The organism is Sphingomonas sp. EC-HK361, from assembly GCF_902498785.1.
GTDB lineage: Bacteria > Pseudomonadota > Alphaproteobacteria > Sphingomonadales > Sphingomonadaceae > Sphingomonas.
In genome coordinates this window covers 131661-151065 of record NZ_LR701492.1, presented here as the reverse complement: position 1 = coordinate 151065, position 19405 = coordinate 131661, and the positions used below count along the sequence as shown (strand labels likewise).

The window sequence follows — 19405 nt, the reverse complement described above, 5'->3', positions numbered from 1 at the left end:
GCGAGCGGGAGGGGGGAGCGATTGACCAATGCGTTACCTGCCTTTGACCCAGACCGACCGCGAGGCGATGCTCGCCGTCATCGGTGCGAAGTCGATCGACGACCTGTTCGTCGATGTGCCCGAAGCAGCCCGGCTCGACGGCCCCATCCACGGCCTGCCCAACCATGCCAGCGAGATGGCGGTCGAGCGGCACATGAAGGTGCTGGCCGCGAAGAATATCGTCGCGGGCGACGTGCCGTTCTTCCTTGGCTGCGGCGCCTATCGCCATCACGTGCCGGCGAGCGTCGATCACCTGATCCAGCGCGGCGAGTTCCTGACCGCCTACACGCCCTATCAGCCGGAAATCGCGCAGGGCACACTGCAGATGCTGTTCGAGTTCCAGACGCAGGTCGCCCGTCTGCTCGGCACCGATGTCGCGAACGCGTCGATGTACGACGGATCGACTGCGTGCTGGGAGGCGATCGGCATGGCGCGGCGGATCACCAAGCGCGGCAAGGCGATCCTGTCCGGCGGCCTGCATCCGCATTACGTGTCGGTCGCGAAGACCATGGCGAAATATACCGGCGACGCGCTCGACACGTCCGTCCCTGCGCTGTCCGCCGAAACCGACCTCGACGCGCTGATCGCGAAGATCGACGACGAGACATCGTGCGTCGTCGTCCAGTATCCCGATATCCTCGGCCGCATCGCCGACCTGCGCCCGCTGGCCGATGCGGCGCACGCCAAGAAGGCGCTGCTGATTGTGGTGGTGACCGAGCCGGTGGCGCTGGGCGCGATCAAATCGCCGGGCGAGATGGATGCCGATATCGTCGTCGGCGAGGGCCAGTCGATCGGTGTCGGGCTGCAGTTCGGCGGACCGTATGTCGGGCTGATGGGCTGCAAGGACAAATATATCCGCCAGATGCCCGGCCGCTTCTGCGGTGAGACGGTGGATGCCGATGGCAAGCGCGGTTTCGTGCTGACGCTGTCGACGCGCGAGCAGCATATCCGGCGCGAGAAGGCGACGAGCAACATCTGCACGAATTCAGGGCTGTGCGCACTGGCGTTTTCGATCCACATGACGCTTCTCGGCGAGGCGGGGCTGCGCGGATTGGCGGAGGCCAATCACGCCGGCGCGGTAGCGGCGGCCGATCGGTTGGCGCGGTTGCCCGGCGTTCGGCTGATCAACGACGCGTTCTTCAACGAATTCACGATCGATCTCGGCAAGGAGGCGCGCCCGATCGTTCGCGCGCTCGCCGACAAGGGCATCCTTGCCGGCGTGTCGCTCGGACGGCTTTACCCGGGCGAGGACGCGCTCGCGAACGGACTGGTCGTCGCGGTGACCGAAACGACGACGTCGGAGGATGTCGAGGCGCTGGCCTCGGCGCTTGAGGAGGTGTTGGCATGAGCGCGATCAACCAGAGCGGCTGGCGCCCGGAGATGGCCACGCGCGAAGGGGCTGCTGCCGCGACCTTCACCGGCAATCGGGCGCTGATGCTGGAGGAAGCGCTGATCTTCGAGATCGGCGATGCGAAGACGACGGGGGTGGATTTTACCGACGTTGCTTGTGTCCCCGCGGAGGCGGGGACCCAGACTGGGCTCCCGCCTTCGCGGGAGCACAAATTGGGCAATCTCGCCCGTACCGCTTCCATCGGCCTTCCCGGCCTGTCCGAACCCGAAGCCGTCCGCCACTACACCCGCCTCAGCCGGCAGAATTACGCGATCGACCTCGGCCTGTTCCCGCTCGGCAGCTGCACGATGAAGCACAATCCCCGGCTCAACGAGAAGGTCGCGCGGCTGCCCGGCTTTGCGGATGTCCACCCGCTCCAGCCCGTCGATACGGTGCAGGGCGCGCTGGAGGTCATCAACGAGCTTGCGGTCTGGCTGATCGAGCTGACCGGCATGTACGGCGTCGCGATGAGCCCGAAGGCGGGTGCCCACGGCGAGCTGTGCGGGATCCTGTGCATCAAGGCGGCGCTCGAGGCGCGCGGCGAGGGGCACCGCAAGGTCATCCTCGTGCCGGAAAGCGCCCACGGCACGAACCCCGCCACCGCGGCGTTCGCCGGTTTCCAGGTCGAGGACATTCCTGCGACCGACGAGGGGCGCGTCGATCTCGCGGCGCTCAAGGCGCGGCTTGGCCCCGACGTTGCCGGGGTGATGATCACCAACCCCAATACCTGCGGGCTGTTCGAGCGCGACCTGAAGGCGATCTCGGACGCGGTGCATGAAGCTGGCGGTTACGTCTATTGCGACGGCGCGAACTTCAACGCGATCGTCGGGCGGGTGCGCCCGGGCGATCTCGGCGTCGATGCGATGCACATCAACCTCCACAAGACCTTCTCCACCCCGCATGGCGGCGGCGGGCCGGGGTCGGGGCCGGTGGTTCTCTCCGAAGCGCTCGCGCCGTTCGGCCCGCTGCCGTTCACCGCACGCCACGCCGACGGGCATATCCAGCTGGTCGAGGAAGAGACGGTCGGGGAGGATCACCCGCACAGCTTCGGCCGGATGACCGCGTTCCACGGCCAGATGGGCATGTTCACGCGTGCGCTGACCTATATCCTGAGCCACGGCGCGGACGGGCTTAAGCAGGTCGCGGAGGACGCGGTGCTCAACGCGAACTATGTGCTGCGCAGCCTCGATGGCGTGCTCGACGCGCCGTTCGGCGGCTCGGGGCCGTGCATGCACGAGGCGCTGTTCAGCGACGACAACCTCGCCGATGGCTTCTCGACGCTGGACGTCGCGAAGGGGCTGATCGACGAGGGCTTCCATCCGATGACCGTCTATTTCCCGCTCGTCGTCCACGGCGCGATGCTGGTGGAGCCGACCGAGACCGAATCGAAGGCCGCGCTCGACCAGTTCATCGGTGCGCTGCGGTCGGTCGCGGAGCGGGCGAAGGCGGGGGACGCGAGCCTCAAATCGGCGCCGCACTTCGCACCGCGCGCACGGCTCGACGAGACGCTGGCGGCCCGCAAGCCGGTGCTGGTGTGGAAGGAGCCGCCGCTGGCGCAAGCCGCGGAGTGACGCTAGCCTGCATCTGGACTCGAGGGGTTGGGGGCGAAGGATGCAGGCACACACGGTCCAGCCGAATGCGTGGATCAGCTACGCGATCACGGCCGCCATCATGGTGGTCGTCTTCGCGCTTCGCTGGCGGCGGATGAGCCGGGTGCGGCCGTTGAAGCTGGAGCGGCTATGGGTGCTCCCGGCGCTCTACGGTGCGGTCGCGGTCGCCACCTTTATCGCGACCCCGCCGCGCGGGTTGGCCTGGCTGTTCTGCGCGGTCGCGTTGCTGCTCGGCGCGGGGCTCGGCTGGCAGCGCGGCAAGATGATGCGGATCACCGTCGATCCGGAGACGCACGCGCTCAATCAGGTCGCATCTCCTGCGGCCGTCCTGTTCATCGTCGCGATCGTCGCGGTGCGCCAGATCGCGCGCGTTGCGCTCGTCAGCGATAATGCGCTGCATCTGAATGCGCTCGCGGTCACCGACATGCTGATCGCGCTCGCGCTTGGGCTGTTCACCGCACAGCGGGTCGAGATGTATCTGCGCGCGAAGCGATTGTTGGCGGCGGCGCGCGCCTAGCCCTGCGGCACCGCTGCCTGCGTTTCTTCCTGCCGGCGGACATGCTCGCGCCAGACGATGTAGAGCCCCGATGCGATGATGATCGGCGCACCGAACCATGTGGCGTTCGCGGGCAGCGTCGCGAAGACAAGCCAGCCGAGCAAGGTCGCCCATAACAGGCTGGTATAATCCATCGGCACGACGACGGAAACGGGGCCGAGGCGCAGCGAATTGGTCATCGCGATCTGCCCAGCACCGCCCGCGCCCCCGATGCCGAGCAGCACCGCCCATGTCGCGGCATCATGTGCTTGCGCCTTGAAGGCGTAGACGACGCTCAGCGGCAGCAGCGAAAGGACGGAGAACCAGAATACGGTCGTCAATGCCGCTTCGGTCCTCCCGATCTGGCGCAGCAGGATCGAGACGTTGGCGGTCAGGAACGCCGCGATCAGCCCGCACACCGCGCCCCAGACCGGGAAATGGCTATGCGGGCCGGGCTGGGTCACGATCAGCACGCCGGCGAACCCCGCGAGCACCGCCGCCCAGCGGTGCATGCCGGTCGGCTCGCGCAGGATCAGCGCGCCGAGGATCGTTGCGAAGATCGGCACGGTGAACCCGATGATCGTCGCCTCCGCGAGCGGCAGCGCCATGACCGCGGCAAAGGTAAACGCCATGCTGGTAAGCCCCACCGCCGCGCGCAGCACATGCGCAGGCATCCGCCGCGTCGCGACAGACGCCATACCGGGGCCGCTGACGATGACCGCCGTCACCACCATGGAGGCGCCGAACTGCCGAAAGAACAGGATTTCGCCGAGCGTCGCGCCCCACGCCTCGGCCAGCTTGATGCCGGCATTCATCAGCGCGAAGAAAAATACTGAAGCGAGCCGCAGGGCGATGGCGGGGTAGATGCGGTCGCTATTCAAAAAACGTCACCCCGGGCTTGTTCCGGGGTCCACCGTCCCGCGCGCACTTCATCTGAGCTTCTTGTGGGACGCTGAACCCCGGAGCAAGGGTTCCCGTCAAAGTATTACTTTGGCGGGTTCCCAAGTCCGGGGTGACGAAAAAGATTCCGCCCGCTAAGCGCCGCGCATGATCAAACACGCACTCCCCGTCACGCGCGAGGCCGATTTCGCGGCCTGGTACCAGTCCGTCATCACCGAGGCCGATCTGGCCGAGGAGAGCGGCGTGCGTGGGTGCATGGTCATCCGGCCGTGGGGCTATGGCATCTGGGAGCGCATCCAGCGGCTGCTCGACGACCGCATCAAGGCGACGGGACACGAGAATTGCTATTTCCCGCTGTTCATCCCGCTCTCCTATTTCGAGAAGGAGGCCGAGCATGTCGATGGCTTTGCCAAGGAGATGGCGGTCGTCACGCATCACCGCCTGATCGCGGACGGTAAGAGCGGGCTCGTGCCTGATCCCGAAGCGAAGCTGGAGGAGCCGCTCGTCGTGCGGCCGACGTCCGAGACGGTGATCGGCACCGCGTTCGCGCGCTGGGTGCAGTCGTGGCGCGATTTGCCCGTGCTCATCAACCAGTGGGCCAATGTGGTGCGCTGGGAAATGCGGACGCGGATGTTCCTGCGCACGTCCGAGTTCCTGTGGCAGGAGGGGCATACCGCGCACGCGACGGCGGACGAGGCGCGCGAAGAGACGCTCAAGATGCTCGAGGTCTACCGCGAGTTTGCCGAGACGTGTCTCGCGCTGCCGGTCGTGGCGGGCGAGAAGCCCGAGAACGAGCGCTTCCCCGGCGCTGTCGCGACCTATTCCATCGAGGCGATGATGCAGGACGGCAAGGCGCTCCAGGCGGGCACCAGCCACTTCCTCGGCACCAACTTCGCGAAGGCGCAGAACATCCGTTTCCAGAATGCAGGCGGCGAACTGGAGCTGGCGAATACCACGAGCTGGGGCGTGTCGACGCGGATGATCGGCGGGGTCATCATGGTCCACGGCGATGACGACGGCCTGCGCGTGCCGCCGCGGATCGCGCCGTGGCAGGTGGTGATCGTGCCGATGCTCCGCGATGCGCCCGAGGACGCCGCGATCGTCGCGTATTGCAAGGATTTGCAGAAGGAACTGGCCGCACAGACCGCGCTTGGCGAACCGGTGCGTGCGCTGCTCGACCTGAAACCCGCCAAGGCGGCGACGAAGCGCTGGGGCTGGGTGAAGAAGGGCGCGCCGATCGTCATCGAGGTCGGCGGGCGCGATGTGGCGGGGGGCAACGTGTCGGTCATCCGCCGCGACCGGCTCTACCGCGAGGACGGCAAGCTCGACAGCCGCGTCGTCGCACGCGGCGATTTCGTCGCCGAGACCGCGGAGATGCTCGACGATATCCAGGCGGCGTTGTTCGGCGAAGCGCAGGGCCGGCTCAAGTCCAATATCGCGCCGGTCGATGACTGGGCGGGGATCGAGGCGATGTTTGCCGACGCGACGCGGCCGGGCTGGGCGGATGTGGCCTGGTCGAAGCCGACGGGCGTGGCGCTCGACACAGTCGTCGAGCGGCTGAAGACGCTGAAACTGACCATCCGCAACGCGCCGATGGGGCAGGACACAGCCAGCGGCGCGTGCGTCTTCACCGGCGATCCCGCGGTCGAGCGCGTGCTGATCGGGCGCTCCTACTGACTTACGACGCGATCGTACTCGGGGCGGGGGCTGCGGGGCTGATGTGTGCCGCGGTTGCGGGGCAGCGCGGACGGCGCGTGCTGCTCATCGATCACAATGACGAGCCGGGGCGCAAGATCCTGATCTCGGGCGGGGGGCGGTGCAACTTCACGAATCTGGGGACGGCGCCTGACCGGTTCCTGTCGCAGAACCCGCATTTCGCGAAGTCGGCGCTCGGGCGCTACACACCAGCCGAGTTCCTCGCGCTGGTCGAGCGCCATGGCATTGCGTGGCATGAGAAGACGCTGGGGCAGCTGTTCTGTGACGGATCGGCGCGGCAGATCGTCGCGATGCTGCTGGACGAATGCGCGAAAGGCGGGGTCGATCTCGCGCTGGGCGGTGCGGTGACGGCGGTCGATCACGCCGATTCGCGGTTTCGGGTGCGGTATGGCGTGCGGGAGGCGGAGGCACCCGCCCTCGTCATCGCGACCGGCGGGCCATCGATCCCGAAGATCGGGGCGACCGGCTTTGCCTATGATCTGGCGCGCCGCTTCGGGTTGAAGGTCGTCGAGCCGCGCCCGGCGCTGGTGCCGCTCACGCTTGGCGGGGACGAGGTGCTGTTCCGGTCGCTCGCCGGCGTCGCAACGGAAGTCGTTGCGAAATGCGGCAAGGCGGCGTTTCGCGAGGCGGCGTTGTTCACGCACCGCGGCCTGTCGGGGCCGGCGATCCTTCAGATTTCGTCCTATTGGCGGCACGGCGAGACGTTGGCGATCGACATGGCGCCCGATCGCAAGCCGGGCTGGCTGCGTGAGGCGAAACGCCAGCAACCGCGGACGACGCTGCGTCGGGCGATTGCGGGCGCGGTGCCCGATCGGCTTGCCGAGGCGCTCGCCGAGCATATCGGGATCGCGGCCGAACTCGGCAACGCGACCGACAGGGCGTTGGAGGCCGCGGAACGGTCGCTCGCCGGGTGGCGCTTCAGTCCCAACGGCACCGAGGGATTCGCAAAGGCCGAGGTCACGATCGGTGGCGTCAGCACCGCGGACCTGTCATCACAGACGATGGAAGCCAGGCGCGTACCGGGCCTCCGCGTCATCGGCGAGGCAGTCGATGTGACCGGCTGGCTCGGCGGGTATAACTTCCAATGGGCCTGGGCGAGCGGGTGGGCCGCCGCCCAGGCCATCTAGCCTAGCCGATCAGCGGCACTTCACGTTGCCACGGTCGATCGAGCGGCCGAGCAGCGCACCGCCGCCGGCGCCGAGCAGCGTGCCGAGCGTGCCGCCGCCGACGAGGTTTCCGAGCACGCCGCCGCCGACTGCGCCGATTACCAGCCCGGTGGTGCCGTCATTGCGCTTGCAGTAATAGCGGTTGTCGCGGCCCTTGTAGATGCGGTCGTTGCGGCCGAGGCGGCGCTCCCGGTAGTTGCCGCTGCGATAGCTGTCCTGCGGGTTCCAGTCGCGGCGATTGCCGTCGCCCTGCCAGCGATAGTCATGGCGCTGCGCCTGCGCGGCGGTCGGAATCGCGACCGGCAAGGTGACGGCTGCGGCGGCGAGGGCGGCGGCGAACTTCATCTTCATCGGGGGCTTGCTCCTTGATCTCAATCAGGTCAGCACAACGGTCCTATCCGGCGATTGGCTCAATCCGCATCGGCGTTTTCCCACCAATCGGCAAACGCCTCCCGCTCTGCGTCGGTCATGTGCAGGCCGAGTTTCGAGCGGCGCATCAGGGCGTCCTCCGGGGTGCGCGCCCATTCACGGCTTTGCATCCAGCGCGCCTCGACCTCGGTCAGACCCGCACCGAACGCACGACCCATGCCCGCTTCGTCGGTCACCCCGTCCATGAGCGCAGGGAGCAGCGATCCATACGCGCGCGCCATGCGGTCGGCGCGCGTCTCGCCCAGGAAAGGCCAGGTCGCGAGAACCTTCGCCCGGAACGTGGGGAAATCGCCGATCGCGCCGCCGGGAAAAACCCGCGCGCGGGTGCGCGGGTGGAAATCGAGGTCGAGCGGCGCGGCGAGCTTGCCCAGCGCCTCTTCGGCCAGATGCCGCGCGGTCGTGATCTTGCCGCCGAAGATGCTGAGCAGCGCGGGGCCGTTCGTATCGAGCTCCAGCACATAGTCGCGCGTCACCGCCTTCGCCTCGCTCGCGCCGTCGTCGTAGAGCGGGCGGACGCCGGACCAGGTCGAGGTGACGTCCGCGGGCGTGATCTGCGCCTTGAAATGTCGGTTCACCGCGTCGCACAGATAGGCGATCTCGTCGGCGTCGATCACAGCGTCCTCGGGGGCATTGACGGGCACGTCGGTGGTGCCGATCTCGGTCGATCCGTCCTGATAGGGGATCGCGAACACGATGCGCCGATCGGGCTGCTGGAGGATATAGGCGTGTTCGCCGTCATACAGCCGGGGCACGACGATGTGGCTGCCCTTCACCAGCCGCACGTTCGAAGCGGAATTGACGCCGAGCTTGGCGAGCATCTGGTGCACCCATGGCCCCGCCGCGTTGACGAGTGCGCGCGCGGTGACGGTGCGGCCATCGGACAGCGTAGCAGCCCACAGGTCGCCATCGCGACGCGCCGATTCCAGCGCGACGCCGGTGACGATCTCCGCGCCGTTCTCGGCCGCATCGATCGCGTTGAGGACAGTGAGGCGCGAGTCATCGACGAAGGCGTCGGAATAGACGAACCCGCGGTCGCCGGCCTTCAGCGGGTCGGTGTAGGCGTCATCGCCCTTGCGCAGCCCGCGCGAGCGCGCGAGCGTCATCCGCCCGCCGAGGAAATCGTAGAGATAGAGGCCGAGCCGCACCATCCACCACGGCCGCACCGCGTTTTCATGCGGCAGGACGAAGCGCAGCGGATGGATGATGTGCGGCGCGGCCTTCACCAGTCGCTCGCGCTCGCGCAGCGCCTCGGCAACGAGCTTGAACTCGTAATATTCGAGATAGCGCAGACCGCCATGGATCAGCTTGGTCGAGGCTGACGAGGTCGCGCCGGCAAGATCGCCTTTCTCGACGAGCAGCACCTTCAGGCCATTGAGCGCGGCTTCGCGCGCGATCGCGCAGCCGTTGATACCGCCGCCGATGATGAGGAGATCGTAGGTCACCGCTGTCATCTAGCGGCGGCTTGGCGCGACGTCACGCGGTCGTGATCGTCCCGTCCGCGAGCGTGACCGGCCACGGCGTCAGCGCCTGCCCGGTGCAGGGGCCGCCGACACACACGCCGTCGTCGATGCGAAAGAGCGCGCCGTGCCAGCTGCACGCGATGAGGTCCCCGGACGGTGTCAGATAGTCGTCCAGGACTTGCGTCATCGGCACACCCATGTGCGGACAGCGATCGACATAGCCGCGAACGGTGTCGCCCTGTCGGACGACGAAGCCGTGGAAGCGCCCGGCGCGCATCTCGAGGACGAAGTTGCGGGCCTTGCCGTCGGGGATGAGAGTGAGCGGGGCGAGCGTGATTCCCGGTGGTGTAGCGGTAAGACGCTCGGTCATCGATGTGCTCCCGCGGAGGCGGGAGCCCAGACTGGGTCCCCGCCTCCGCGGGGACACACTATCTTCACCGCAGTCGCGCTTTCGGGAAATCGGCCCAGCAGGCGTCATAGTCCGGCTGCGCATGTTCCAGCGCGAAGCGCGTGGGCTTATACGCCCAGCAGCTCTCCACCATGAACGCCATCGTGCCGTCGATCTTGTGCGGCTTCAACTCCGCGTTCGACGCGCTCTGCCAACTCGCGACATCGGGGCCGTGGCCCGCCATCATGTTGTGGAGCGACAGCCCGCCGGGCTGGAAGCCCTCCGCCTTGGCATCATACGCGCCGTGGATCAGCCCCATCGCCTCGGACATGATGTTGCGGTGGAACCAGGGCGGGCGGAACGTGTCCTCGGCGACCATCCAGCGCGGCGGGAAGATCACGAAATCGGCGTTGGCGCGGCCGGGCACGTCGCTGGGCGAGGTCAGGACGGTGAAAATCGACGGATCGGGATGATCGAAGCTGACGCTGTTGATCGTATTGAACCGCGAGAGATCGTAGCGCCACGGGGCGAGGTTGCCGTGCCACGCGACGACGTCGAGGGGCGAATGGTCCAGCGTCGTCGTCCAGAGGCTCCCCTGATATTTCTGGACGATCTCGAACGCGTCGTCGCGGTCCTCGAACCAGGCGACCGGCGTCTCGAAATCGCGGGGATTGGCGAGTCCGTTCGCACCGATCGGCCCGAGATCGGGCAGGCGGAACAGCGCGCCGTGGTTCTCCGCGACATAGCCGCGCGCCTCGCCATCGGGCAGCAGCGCACGGAAGCGCACGCCGCGCGGAATGAGCGCGACCTGTCCGGGGGCGATGTCGACGCGGCCGAGTTCGGTCAGCAGCGTGAGGCGGCCGGACTGCGGGATGAACAGCAGCTCGCCGTCCGCATCCATGAACACCCGCGCGTCCATGTCGGCGTTGGCGGCGTAGACATGCACCGCGACGCCCTCGAGATCGGCAGGGTCGCGGTTGGCGAGCATCGTCGTCATGCCGTCGACCAGATCGGTGCCGGGGGCGGGGGCATCGACCGGATCCCAGCGCAGGCGATTCGGCGCGATCGGGTCGTCGACCGTGCCCGGGGCGAAACGCCTGGCGCCTTCGTAACGGGTGAAGGGGGGATGCTCGGCGGACGGGCGCATGCGATAGAGCCAGCTGCGCCGGTTCTCGTGGCGCGGCGCGGTGAAGGCGGTGCCCGAAAGTTGTTCGGTGTAGAGGCCAAAGGCGGGCTTCTGCGGCGAGTTGCGGCCGATCGGCAGCGCGCCGGGAACGGCCTCGGTAGAGACGTGGTTGGCGAAGCCGGGAATGTAGTCGGTCATCGCGGTGCTCCGATGTGAAGATGTTCACGCGAAGGCGCGGCGGCGCAAAGACGATTTGGTTCACGCGGAGGCGCGGAGACGCGGAGATTGTCGTTCTTCGGGCAAGCGTGTCGCGTCAGCGAGATCTCCCAGCAATCCGAGAGTCTCGATCGATAAGGCCGCTGACGCGGCAAGGCGTTTGAACAAGCGCCCTTTCTCCGCGTCTCCGCGCCTCCGCGTGAAAACTCTACGCGTCTTTGCGCCTTTTCGTGAACCTTCATCACGCGTCGACCTTGATCACCCCACGGCGAATCTGATCGAGTTCGATGCTCTCGAACAAGGCCTGGAAGTTCCCGTTGCCGAAGCCTTCATTGCCCTTGCGCTGGATGATTTCGAAAAAGATCGGGCCGACCATGTTCTCGGTGAAGATCTGGAGCAGCAGCCCCTCGTCGCCGACATTGCCGTCGAGCAGGATGCGGTTCTTGCGCAGCCGCTCCAGGTCCTCGCCGTGGCCGGGGACGCGCTTGTCGACGAGTTCGTAATAGGTTTCGATCGTGTCCTGCAGCTTCACGCCGCGTTCGCGCAGTTGCTCGACGGTGGTGTAGATATCGGGCGTGGTCAGCGCGAGGTGCTGGATGCCCTCGCCCTGATATTCGCGGATGAATTCCTCGATCTGGCTGTTCTCGTCCTGGCTTTCGTTGAGCGGGATGCGGATCGCCTTGTCGGGGGCGATCATCGCCTGGCTGAAGAGGCCGGTCGCCTTGCCCTTGATGTCGAAATATTTCTGCTCCTCGAACCCGAAGAGCTTGCCGTAGAAGCTCGACCAGGTCCGCATCTCGCCGCGGCGGACATTGTGGGTGAGGTGATCGAGCAGGTCGAGTCCGACATTGTTCTCGGCTTCCGCGGCTTCCCAGCCGGGGATTTCGGTCCAGTCGGCGTAGAGGTCCGCGCCGGCCTTCACCAGATAGAGATACGACCCGCCGATCCCCTCGATCACGCAGCTTTCCGCGCCGAGCGTGCCCGCGGCGGCATCGACTGCCTTCGCGCCCTCGCTGATCGCGTGCTCATAGGCGGACTTCGGATCGGCGACGCGGAATGCCATGCCGCTGGCGGAGGGGCCGTGTGCCGCGCGGAAATCGGCGGCCTGGCCCGCGCTCTCGCGATTGAGCAGCAGGTTGATGCGGCCCTGCTTGTAGCGGGTCACGTCCTTCGTCGGATGGGTGTGCGACGCCACAAAGCCCATCGCTTCGAACTGGCCGGCGAGCGTGTCGGCATCGGGCGAGGTGAACTCGCAGAATTCGAAGCCGTCGAGGCCAAGGGGATTGGTTTCGTCGCGCGCCATGTCGGGGAACTCCGTGTCGCTGGGTGGTAACAATTGATACCAATATCGGCGCTTGGCGCGGCGGTGTCAAATGCTACCACTTGTCGGATGACCAACCGCCTGCGCCTCGACGGGTTCCTTCCCTATCGGCTGTCGATCACGTCGAACCTCGTCAGCGACCGGATCGCGCGGGCCTATGAATCACTGTTCGGGCTCTCGATCCCTGAGTGGCGCCTCGTCGCGGTGGTGGCGGAAAGCAACGGGATCACCCAGCAGGCCATCGGCGAGAAGACGCGGATGGACAAGGTGACCGTCAGCCGCGCCGCGATCGCGCTGGTCGATCGCGGGCTGATGGCGCGCAGCCCCAATGCGCAGGATAAGCGGTCACACCTGCTGTCGCTCACCGAGTCCGGGCGTGATCTCTACGCCGCGGTCGCACCCAAGGCGCTGGAGCTGGAGGCGCGCATTTTCTCCCGGTTCAGCGGCGAAGAATTGGACGCGTTCAACACCATGCTGCGACGGATCGACGCGGCGGCGCAGGAATCCTGACCCATGACCGAAACGCCGCTCATCGCCGGGATCGAACTCGGCGGCACCAAGTGCATCGCGATCCTGGCGAGTGGGCCGGACGCGATCCATGAGGAAGTGCGCATCCCGACGACGCGGCCCGAGGAGACGCTGCCGGCGCTGGAGGCGGCGCTCGACCAGTGGCGCGGGTTCGCCGGCATCGGCATCGCGAGTTTCGGCCCCATAGGGATCAACCGTGATGCCGCGGACTACGGCCAGATCACGACGACGCCCAAGCCCGGCTGGGCGCATACCGATGTCGCCCGCCGGCTCCAGCAGCGCTACGGCGTGCCGACGGGGTTCCACACCGATGTCGTCGGGGCCGCGCTCTCGGAAGCGCGTTGGGGCGCCGCAAAGGGGCTGGGCGATCTGGCCTATGTGACGGTGGGCACGGGGATCGGCGTGGGGCTGGTCGCTGGCAGCAGGCCTGTCGATGGGCTGACGCATTCGGAGCTCGGTCATGTCCGCCCGGTGCGGTTGCCGGGTGACGACTGGACCGGGTCGTGCCCCTTTCACGGCGCATGCGTCGAGGGGCTTGCGGCGGGAAGCGCGATCGCGGCGCGGACCGGGCGCGCTGGTCAGGATATTCCCCCCGAGGACGCGGTGTGGGACGGCGTAGCGCATGCGCTTGCGCAGTTGCTCGGCACGTTGGTCCTCACCGGCATACCGCGCCGGATCGTGATGGGCGGAGGCGTGATGACGGGCAGTCAGTTCCTGTTCCCGCGTGTTCGCGAGCGATTGAAGGCGACGCTTGGCGGCTATGTCGCGCTGGCCGAACTCGATGCGATGGAGAGCTATGTCGTGCCCGCAGCGCTCGGCAACAATGCCGGGCCGCTAGGTGCGGTCGTGCTCGGGCAACTGGCGCTTGCCCATCATCTGGAGGATCGCGCGCGGGTCTGACGCAGGCAGCGCGACGGATCGGGCAGGAGGTGGCCGTCGCGGATGAGCGCGCGGACACGCTCGCCGACCGCGCAGTGCAGACGCGTGGCGCGTATCGTCGCGCCGCCGATCTGTCCCGTCGTGCCTCGCACGATGAGGACGCGCGCCGGCTCGCCCGGCACGGCGACGATCTTCGTGATCCGCGCGGTGGTGAGCACTGGCTTCGGCGGGACGAACAGGCTGGGCGCGATGAACGCCGCCAGCACAAGTGCGATGACGGCGACCGCGCGCAGCATCTTATCCAAGCGGCAGCGCCGGCTGTTCGGGCTCGTCGCGGACAATGCCCGACAGCGTCAGCCCCAGCAGCCGGCACCCGCCCGGCACCGGCAGCAGCGGGCCGAGCAGGCGGTGACCGATCGCGAGCAACTCGGCCTTGTCGGCGACCGGATCGACGAGCGATTTGGCGCGGGTGATCGTGGTGAAATCGGCGTGGCGCAGCTTCAACGTCACCGTGCGCCCGCGTTCGCCGCTGCGCGCAATGCGCTCCCACGCCGCATCGGCGACCCGCGCCAGTGCGTCCGCATAGTCCGCGTCCGCGCTGAGATTCTCTGAAAATGTCCGCTCCGCCCCGATCGACTTGTTCGGGCGGTTGCTGCGCACCGGGCGCTCGTCGATCCCGCGCGCCGCACCGTAAAGATAGTCGGCATAGGAGCCGAAATTGGCGCGCAGGAACGCGATTCCGCGGTCGCGCAGATCGGCGCCGGTCTCGATCCCCAGCCGCGCCATCTTCGCCGCCGTCACCGGGCCGACGCCGTGGAAGCGCTTGACCGGCAGCGACGCGACGAACGCCGCGCCCTTGTGCGGCGGGATCACGCAGAGGCCATCGGGCTTGTTCTGGTCCGAGGCGAGCTTCGCGATGAACTTGTTGTAGCTGACCCCGGCCGAAGCGGTGAGGCCGGTATCCGCCTTGATCCGCGCGCGGATGGCCTCGGCAATTGCCTTTGCGGAGCCGAGCGCGTGGCGGTCGTCGGTCACGTCCAGATAGGCTTCATCGAGGCTCAGCGGTTCGATCAGATCGGTATAGTCGGCGAAGATGCTGCGAATCTGGCGGCTGATCGCGCTGTAGACGTCGAAACGCGGCTTCACGAAGACGAGATCGGGGCAGCGCCGGATCGCGGTGACCGAGGGCATGGCGGAGCGGACGCCGAACACGCGCGCTTCGTAGCTGGCCGCGGCCACGACGCCGCGCGCACTCGATCCGCCGACCGCGACCGGCTTGCCCCGCAGCGCCGGATCGTCGCGCTGCTCCACGCTCGCGTAGAAGGCGTCCATGTCGACATGGATGATCTTGCGTAGGGGAGGAGGCTCGCTGCCGGTCACGGTTCGTTCTTCTAAACGCAGACGGGCGCGGATTGAAGCCGCGTGACGTGGCCGCATGGAGGCCCTATCCCGGAAGGGACATGCGCAAAGCCAGACCGGGGCTTCCCACCCGCCAGCAAATCCTCGACTTCATCGAGACGTCCGACACGCCCGCGGGCAAGCGCGAGATCGCGCGCGCCTTCGCGCTCACCGCGCAGGACAAGATTGCGCTGAAGGCGCTGCTGAAGGACATGGCGGACGAGGGGCTGATCGACAGCGCCCCGGGCCGCGCCTTCCACAAGATGGGCGGGTTGCCGAAGGTCACCGTGCTTCGGATCGTCGATGTCGATGACGGCGGCAATGTGTGGGCGGCGCCGGAACGCTGGGACGCCGAGGTGCCGGCGCCGCGGCTGCGCGTGCGCGAGCGCAAGCGTGGTGCGTTGGCGATCGGAGCGCGGGTTCTCGCGCGGACGGAGGAAGCGGGAAACGGCTGGATCGCGCATCCGATGAAGGTGCTGGCTGCCAGTTCGGAACAGATACTCGGCGTGCTGCGCCGCGAGGGCGACCGGTACTGGCTCACGGGCGTCGAGAAGAAGGAGCGGCGCGAGTTCGCAGTGTCCGACACCGGCGATGCCGAGGCGGGCGACCTCGTGCTTGCGGAAATGGCCGGGCGTCCGCCGCGGATCACGGTGCGGGTCTTGCAGCGATTGGGCGATCCGTTCGCGCCGCGCAGCTTCTCGCTGATCGCGATACACAAGCTCGGGATTCCCGATGCGTTCTCGCAGGATGCGCTCGACGAGGCGGAGCGCATTGCGAAGCAGTCGCTTGGTGAGGAGCGCGAGGACCTGACGCATCTGCCGATCGTCGCGATCGATCCCGCCGATGCGCGCGACCATGACGATGCGGTGTGGGCCGCGCCCGACGACGATCCGGGCAATCCCGGCGGATGGAAGGCTGTGGTCGCGATCGCCGACGTATCCTTTTACGTGCGCCCCGGCTCTGCGCTCGACCGCGAAGCACGGCGGCGCGGCAACAGCGTCTATTTCCCCGACCGCGTCGTGCCGATGCTGCCTGAGATCCTGTCGGCGGAGGTGTGCTCGCTGAAGGCGGGGGAGGACCGCGCGGCGCTGGCGTGTCATCTCCAGGTTGCGGCGAATGGGACGCTAAAATCATGGCGGTTCACTCGCGCGGTGGTGCGGATCGCGGCGAATATCGCGTATGAGGATGCGCAGGCGGTCGCCGATCAATTCCTCCCCGGCACGGGGAGGGGGACCAGCGAAGCTGGTGGAGGGGGACCAGCCACAAACGATACGCTGGCGGAAGCCCCCCTCCACCGTCCTGCGGACGGTCCCCCTCCCCGTTCCGGGGAGGTTCTAAAGGCCCTCCAACCCCTCTGGGGCTGCTGGGCCGCGCTGGCGAAGGCGCGCGACGCGCGCGAGCCCTTGAACCTCGACCTCCCCGAACGCCGCGTCGTGCTTGATGAGAAGGGGCGCATCCTGTCGGTCGCCCCGCGCGAGCGGCTCGATTCGATGCGGCTGATCGAGGATTACATGATCGCCGCCAATGTTGCGGCGGCGAAGGCGCTGGAGGCCAGGAAGGCGCCGGTCATGTACCGCGATCACGAGCCGCCGAGCCGCGAGAAGCTCGTTGCGCTCAAGGACTATCTCGACACGTTCGATGTGCCCTTTGCGCTCGGCCAGGTCGTCAAGCCGGCGACCTTCAACCGGATCCTCGACCGGATCGGTGATGCGGATTTCCGCCCGCAGGTGATGGAGCAGGTGCTGCGCACGCAGACACAGGCCTATTATGGCCCCGAAAATCACGGGCATTTCGGCCTGTCGCTCGGCAGCTACGCGCATTTCACTTCGCCGATTCGCCGCTACGCCGATCTGCTTGTGCACCGATCGCTGGTCGCCGCCTACAAGCTCGGCCCCGGCGGGTTGACCGAAAGCGAGGCGGCGGGGATGGACCAGATCGGCACGTCGATCAGCCAGCTCGAGCGCCGCGCGATGGAGGCGGAGCGCGATACGATCGATCGCTATGTCGCCGCCTTCCTCGCCGATCGCGTGGGCGAAATCGTCGAGACACGGATCACCGGCGTCACCAATTTCGGCTTCTTCGCAACCGTTGCAGGAATCGGCGGCGACGGGCTGATGCCGGTGCGTGATCTGGGCGGCGAATATTTCCTCTTCGACGAGGCGGCGCGGACGCTGGTGGGGGAGACGAGCGGGGAGACCTATGCGCTCGGCCAGACGCTGCCGCTGCGGCTTGCCGAGTCGAACCCGGTGTCGGGCGCGCTGCGCTTCGAAATGCCGGAAGGGAAGCGGGCAGCGGCGCCCCAGCGCGGCAATCGGCCGGCCCGCGAGATCAAGCGGCGCGGCCGGCCCGCGAACATCCGCCATCAAGGCAGGAAGCGGCGATGAGCGACGCCCATCTGCGCCCGCACCGCGTTCGCGGAACGATCGCGCCGTATTTCATGGATCGTCACGCAATCGGCCCCGACGATGCGATCGATTTCGTGCCGCGTAATCCCGCCGAGGCCAAGGCGCTGGCAGCGCTGGTTGCGGACGGCGTGGTCCGCGCGACGCCAGCGCGCAAGCTCTGGTTCGATCTCGATCGCCATGCGGCGGCCGAAACGCGGCGGGCGCAGACGCGTGCGATGATCGGTATCGCCATTTCGGTGCTGATCGCGGCAATCGCGGTCTTGTTCTACCGCGGCTGACGCCTTACTGTATCGCCTTTGTAACACACGAGGGACGGTGATGGCGACGGCAGCGGCGGCGGTAGTGGCGAAGGCCAGGCGGGATGTCGTCTCGCACTTCATGGCGCATGACGCGGTCACGCCCGACAAGGCTGTCGGTTTCGTGGCCGATCGGCGCGTTCGCCGGCGACAGTTCGAACGGATGGTGGATGCGGGCGTCATCCACGAAACGCGGCCGGGGCAGTTTTACCTCGACATTCCGGCCTATGAGGAGGCGACCCGCAAGCGCCGCCGGCGCGCGGGGCTGGCGGTGCTGGGCGCGACGCTCGCTGCTGCGACCGCGGCGCTGTTCGCGGGATAGGGCGACCCGATTCCGATTGTTTCGAGCGAAGTCGGGGAAGGGAACGCAAAAGTTTCGCCCGGTGTCTCGACTGCGCTCGACACGAACGGTCAGGGGCATTTGGCCCTCAGCTTGCCGAATGCGGGGTCCTCAGACCGTGAACGTCAGCCCTGCCTTCGCCTGAAGCCGGTCGCGCAGCTTTGCGCCGAGCAGCGCGCCGGGGGTCCAGATACCGCCATCGCCTTCGCTTTCGACGAGGCACAGCGCGGTTTCCGCGATCATCTTGCTGGTGGAGCCATAGCCGGGATCCCGGTCGCCGGTGACGACGCAGTCGATCCGGTCGCCATTGGGCATGAGCCCGGCGAACAGAATGTCGTAATGGCCGGTATCGCGCTCTTCCTTCGAAGGGCCTTCGCCGGGCTTTGGTCCCTTGTCGGAGGCGAGCGGGTTGATCCTGGCGATCGCCTCTGCTGCCGCCTTGCCCATGTCGCCAAGGCCGGGAGCGACCATCATTTCGTCATAGACGAAATCGGTGCCGTAGCGGTGGCCGGTCAGGAAATTCGTGCGGTGGACGTTCTTGGTGTTGATCGGCGCCATGATGAACGGTGCGACCCACGCGCCGAGCGACGGGTCGTATTCGGGCAGCAGGCCCGCGGGCTGGTGCGGGCCGGAAAAGCCGGGGGTCAGCGCGAACGGGCTGGCGAGCAGCTTGAGGAGCGAGGGATCGCGCGCCGCCGCGGCGAGCGTCGCCTTGAGGCTGGCCGCGGTGCCGCCCGAAAAGCCGCCCTTCATGGTGCGCACCCGGCCCTTCACGCGCGGGCATGGCTGGCGGAAGCGAGCCATCGCCGCTTCCTGAAGCGTCAGGACGCCGAGATCGAAGGGGATCGAATCGAACCCGCAAGAAAACACGATTCGTGCGCCGCTCGCTTTCGCCGCACTCTCGTGCGCGTCGATCATCCCCCGCATCCAGGCCGGTTCGCCGCACAGATCGACATAGGCGGTGCCCGTCGCCGCGCAGGCCGCGACCAGATCGCTGCCGTAGAGCTGATACGGCCCGACGGTGGTGAGGATGACGCTCGCGCGCTCCGCCATCGCTTTGAGACTTGCCGGGTCGTCGGCATTGGCGGTGACGAGCGGCGTGTCCGTCGGCGCGCCGATGCTGTCGCGCACCTCCCCGAGCTTCGACGGCGATCTGCCGGCCATCGCCCAGCGCGTGGCGCCGGTCTGCACCAGATACTCCGCCACGAGGCGACCGGTGAATCCCGTTGCGCCGTAGACGATGATGTCGAAATCGCGCGCCAT

Annotated in this window: 19 protein-coding genes; 10 read left to right on the top strand and 9 right to left on the bottom strand. The window is 67.4% G+C overall.

Annotated elements, in window-relative coordinates; all coding sequences use genetic code 11:
- The first annotated feature begins 28 nt into the window (after positions 1-28).
- From gcvPA to BOS5A_RS01090, 3 genes are read left to right on the top strand one after another with little or no spacing between them, the layout of a single operon-like run.
- A complete protein-coding gene (gene gcvPA / locus BOS5A_RS01100; protein ID WP_151953372.1) occupies positions 29-1387 on the top strand; it encodes an aminomethyl-transferring glycine dehydrogenase subunit GcvPA in 1359 nt (452 codons plus the stop codon).
- Entirely contained in the window at positions 1384-3000 is a 1617-nt protein-coding gene (gene gcvPB, locus BOS5A_RS01095; protein WP_151953371.1) for an aminomethyl-transferring glycine dehydrogenase subunit GcvPB, read from the top strand. Before gcvPA ends, gcvPB begins: the two co-directional genes overlap by 4 nt.
- A gap of 40 nt (positions 3001-3040) precedes the next feature.
- The gene (locus BOS5A_RS01090; RefSeq protein WP_151953370.1) at positions 3041-3556 is read left to right on the top strand and encodes a CcdC protein domain-containing protein; all 516 of its coding nucleotides are present in this window, start codon (positions 3041-3043) and stop codon (positions 3554-3556) included.
- Here BOS5A_RS01090 and BOS5A_RS01085 read toward each other — a convergent pair.
- Positions 3553-4455 carry a DMT family transporter gene (locus BOS5A_RS01085; RefSeq protein WP_234419139.1) on the bottom strand — a complete coding sequence of 301 codons (903 nt, stop codon included), beginning with the start codon at positions 4453-4455 and terminating at the stop codon, positions 3553-3555. The genes BOS5A_RS01090 and BOS5A_RS01085 overlap by 4 nt on opposite strands.
- A 166-nt stretch (positions 4456-4621) precedes the next feature.
- Here BOS5A_RS01085 and proS point away from each other — a divergent pair, with 166 nt between their 5' ends.
- Together proS and BOS5A_RS01075 are read left to right on the top strand one after the other, a co-directional pair.
- Positions 4622-6151, top strand: coding sequence for a proline--tRNA ligase (proS, locus tag BOS5A_RS01080; RefSeq protein WP_151953369.1), 1530 nt, complete (start codon positions 4622-4624; stop codon positions 6149-6151).
- Entirely contained in the window at positions 6148-7317 is a 1170-nt protein-coding gene (locus BOS5A_RS01075; RefSeq protein ID WP_267903800.1) for an NAD(P)/FAD-dependent oxidoreductase, read from the top strand. The genes proS and BOS5A_RS01075 overlap by 4 nt, the downstream gene beginning before the upstream one ends.
- 9 nt (positions 7318-7326) lie before the next feature.
- On the opposite strand, the gene BOS5A_RS01070 is transcribed toward BOS5A_RS01075, so the two are convergent.
- From BOS5A_RS01070 to hppD, 5 genes are all read right to left on the bottom strand, one after another.
- Positions 7327-7707 carry a glycine zipper 2TM domain-containing protein gene (locus tag BOS5A_RS01070; RefSeq protein WP_151953367.1) on the bottom strand — a complete coding sequence of 127 codons (381 nt, stop codon included), beginning with the start codon at positions 7705-7707 and terminating at the stop codon, positions 7327-7329.
- Positions 7708-7766: 59 nt separating this feature from the next.
- Positions 7767-9236 carry a glycerol-3-phosphate dehydrogenase gene (gene glpD / locus BOS5A_RS01065; RefSeq protein ID WP_234419138.1) on the bottom strand — a complete coding sequence of 490 codons (1470 nt, stop codon included), beginning with the start codon at positions 9234-9236 and terminating at the stop codon, positions 7767-7769.
- Positions 9237-9258: 22 nt separating this feature from the next.
- Positions 9259-9615, bottom strand: coding sequence for a Rieske (2Fe-2S) protein (locus BOS5A_RS01060; RefSeq protein WP_151953365.1), 357 nt, complete (start codon positions 9613-9615; stop codon positions 9259-9261).
- Between the two features lie 64 nt (positions 9616-9679).
- Positions 9680-10957, bottom strand: a complete 1278-nt coding sequence (hmgA, locus tag BOS5A_RS01055) for a homogentisate 1,2-dioxygenase (protein WP_151953364.1) — start codon at positions 10955-10957, stop codon at positions 9680-9682.
- 259 nt (positions 10958-11216) lie between these two features.
- On the bottom strand, positions 11217-12278 hold the full coding sequence (hppD, locus tag BOS5A_RS01050) for a 4-hydroxyphenylpyruvate dioxygenase (RefSeq protein ID WP_151953363.1): 1062 nt from the start codon (positions 12276-12278) through the stop codon (positions 11217-11219).
- A gap of 87 nt (positions 12279-12365) precedes the next feature.
- Between hppD and BOS5A_RS01045 the strand changes: the two genes are divergently transcribed.
- Complete coding sequence (locus tag BOS5A_RS01045; RefSeq protein ID WP_151953362.1) at positions 12366-12806, top strand: MarR family winged helix-turn-helix transcriptional regulator; 441 nt, start codon at positions 12366-12368, stop codon at positions 12804-12806.
- A gap of 3 nt (positions 12807-12809) precedes the next feature.
- Complete coding sequence (locus BOS5A_RS01040) at positions 12810-13724, top strand: ROK family protein (protein WP_151953361.1); 915 nt, start codon at positions 12810-12812, stop codon at positions 13722-13724.
- Here the strand turns inward: BOS5A_RS01040 and BOS5A_RS01035 are convergent.
- A complete protein-coding gene (locus BOS5A_RS01035; RefSeq protein WP_151953360.1) occupies positions 13697-14008 on the bottom strand; it encodes a hypothetical protein in 312 nt (103 codons plus the stop codon). The two genes, BOS5A_RS01040 and BOS5A_RS01035, sit on opposite strands and share 28 nt — an antisense overlap.
- Positions 14001-15083 carry a DNA polymerase IV gene (gene dinB / locus BOS5A_RS01030; RefSeq protein ID WP_267903795.1) on the bottom strand — a complete coding sequence of 361 codons (1083 nt, stop codon included), beginning with the start codon at positions 15081-15083 and terminating at the stop codon, positions 14001-14003. The genes BOS5A_RS01035 and dinB overlap by 8 nt, the downstream gene beginning before the upstream one ends.
- A gap of 80 nt (positions 15084-15163) precedes the next feature.
- On the opposite strand from dinB, the gene BOS5A_RS01025 reads away from it, so the two are divergent.
- Genes BOS5A_RS01025 through BOS5A_RS01015 form a run of 3 tightly spaced genes read left to right on the top strand, consistent with a single transcriptional unit; the run spans position 15164 to position 18124 of the window.
- Positions 15164-17485: a ribonuclease R family protein gene (locus BOS5A_RS01025; protein WP_151953358.1), complete on the top strand. Its 2322-nt coding sequence runs from the start codon at positions 15164-15166 to the stop codon at positions 17483-17485.
- The gene (locus tag BOS5A_RS01020) at positions 17482-17784 is read left to right on the top strand and encodes a hypothetical protein (protein ID WP_151953357.1); all 303 of its coding nucleotides are present in this window, start codon (positions 17482-17484) and stop codon (positions 17782-17784) included. The genes BOS5A_RS01025 and BOS5A_RS01020 overlap by 4 nt, the downstream gene beginning before the upstream one ends.
- Positions 17785-17824: 40 nt before the next feature.
- Complete coding sequence (locus tag BOS5A_RS01015) at positions 17825-18124, top strand: hypothetical protein (protein ID WP_151953356.1); 300 nt, start codon at positions 17825-17827, stop codon at positions 18122-18124.
- A gap of 129 nt (positions 18125-18253) precedes the next feature.
- Here the strand turns inward: BOS5A_RS01015 and BOS5A_RS01010 are convergent, their stop codons facing one another.
- Positions 18254-19405, bottom strand: a complete 1152-nt coding sequence (locus BOS5A_RS01010) for a saccharopine dehydrogenase family protein (protein ID WP_151953355.1) — start codon at positions 19403-19405, stop codon at positions 18254-18256.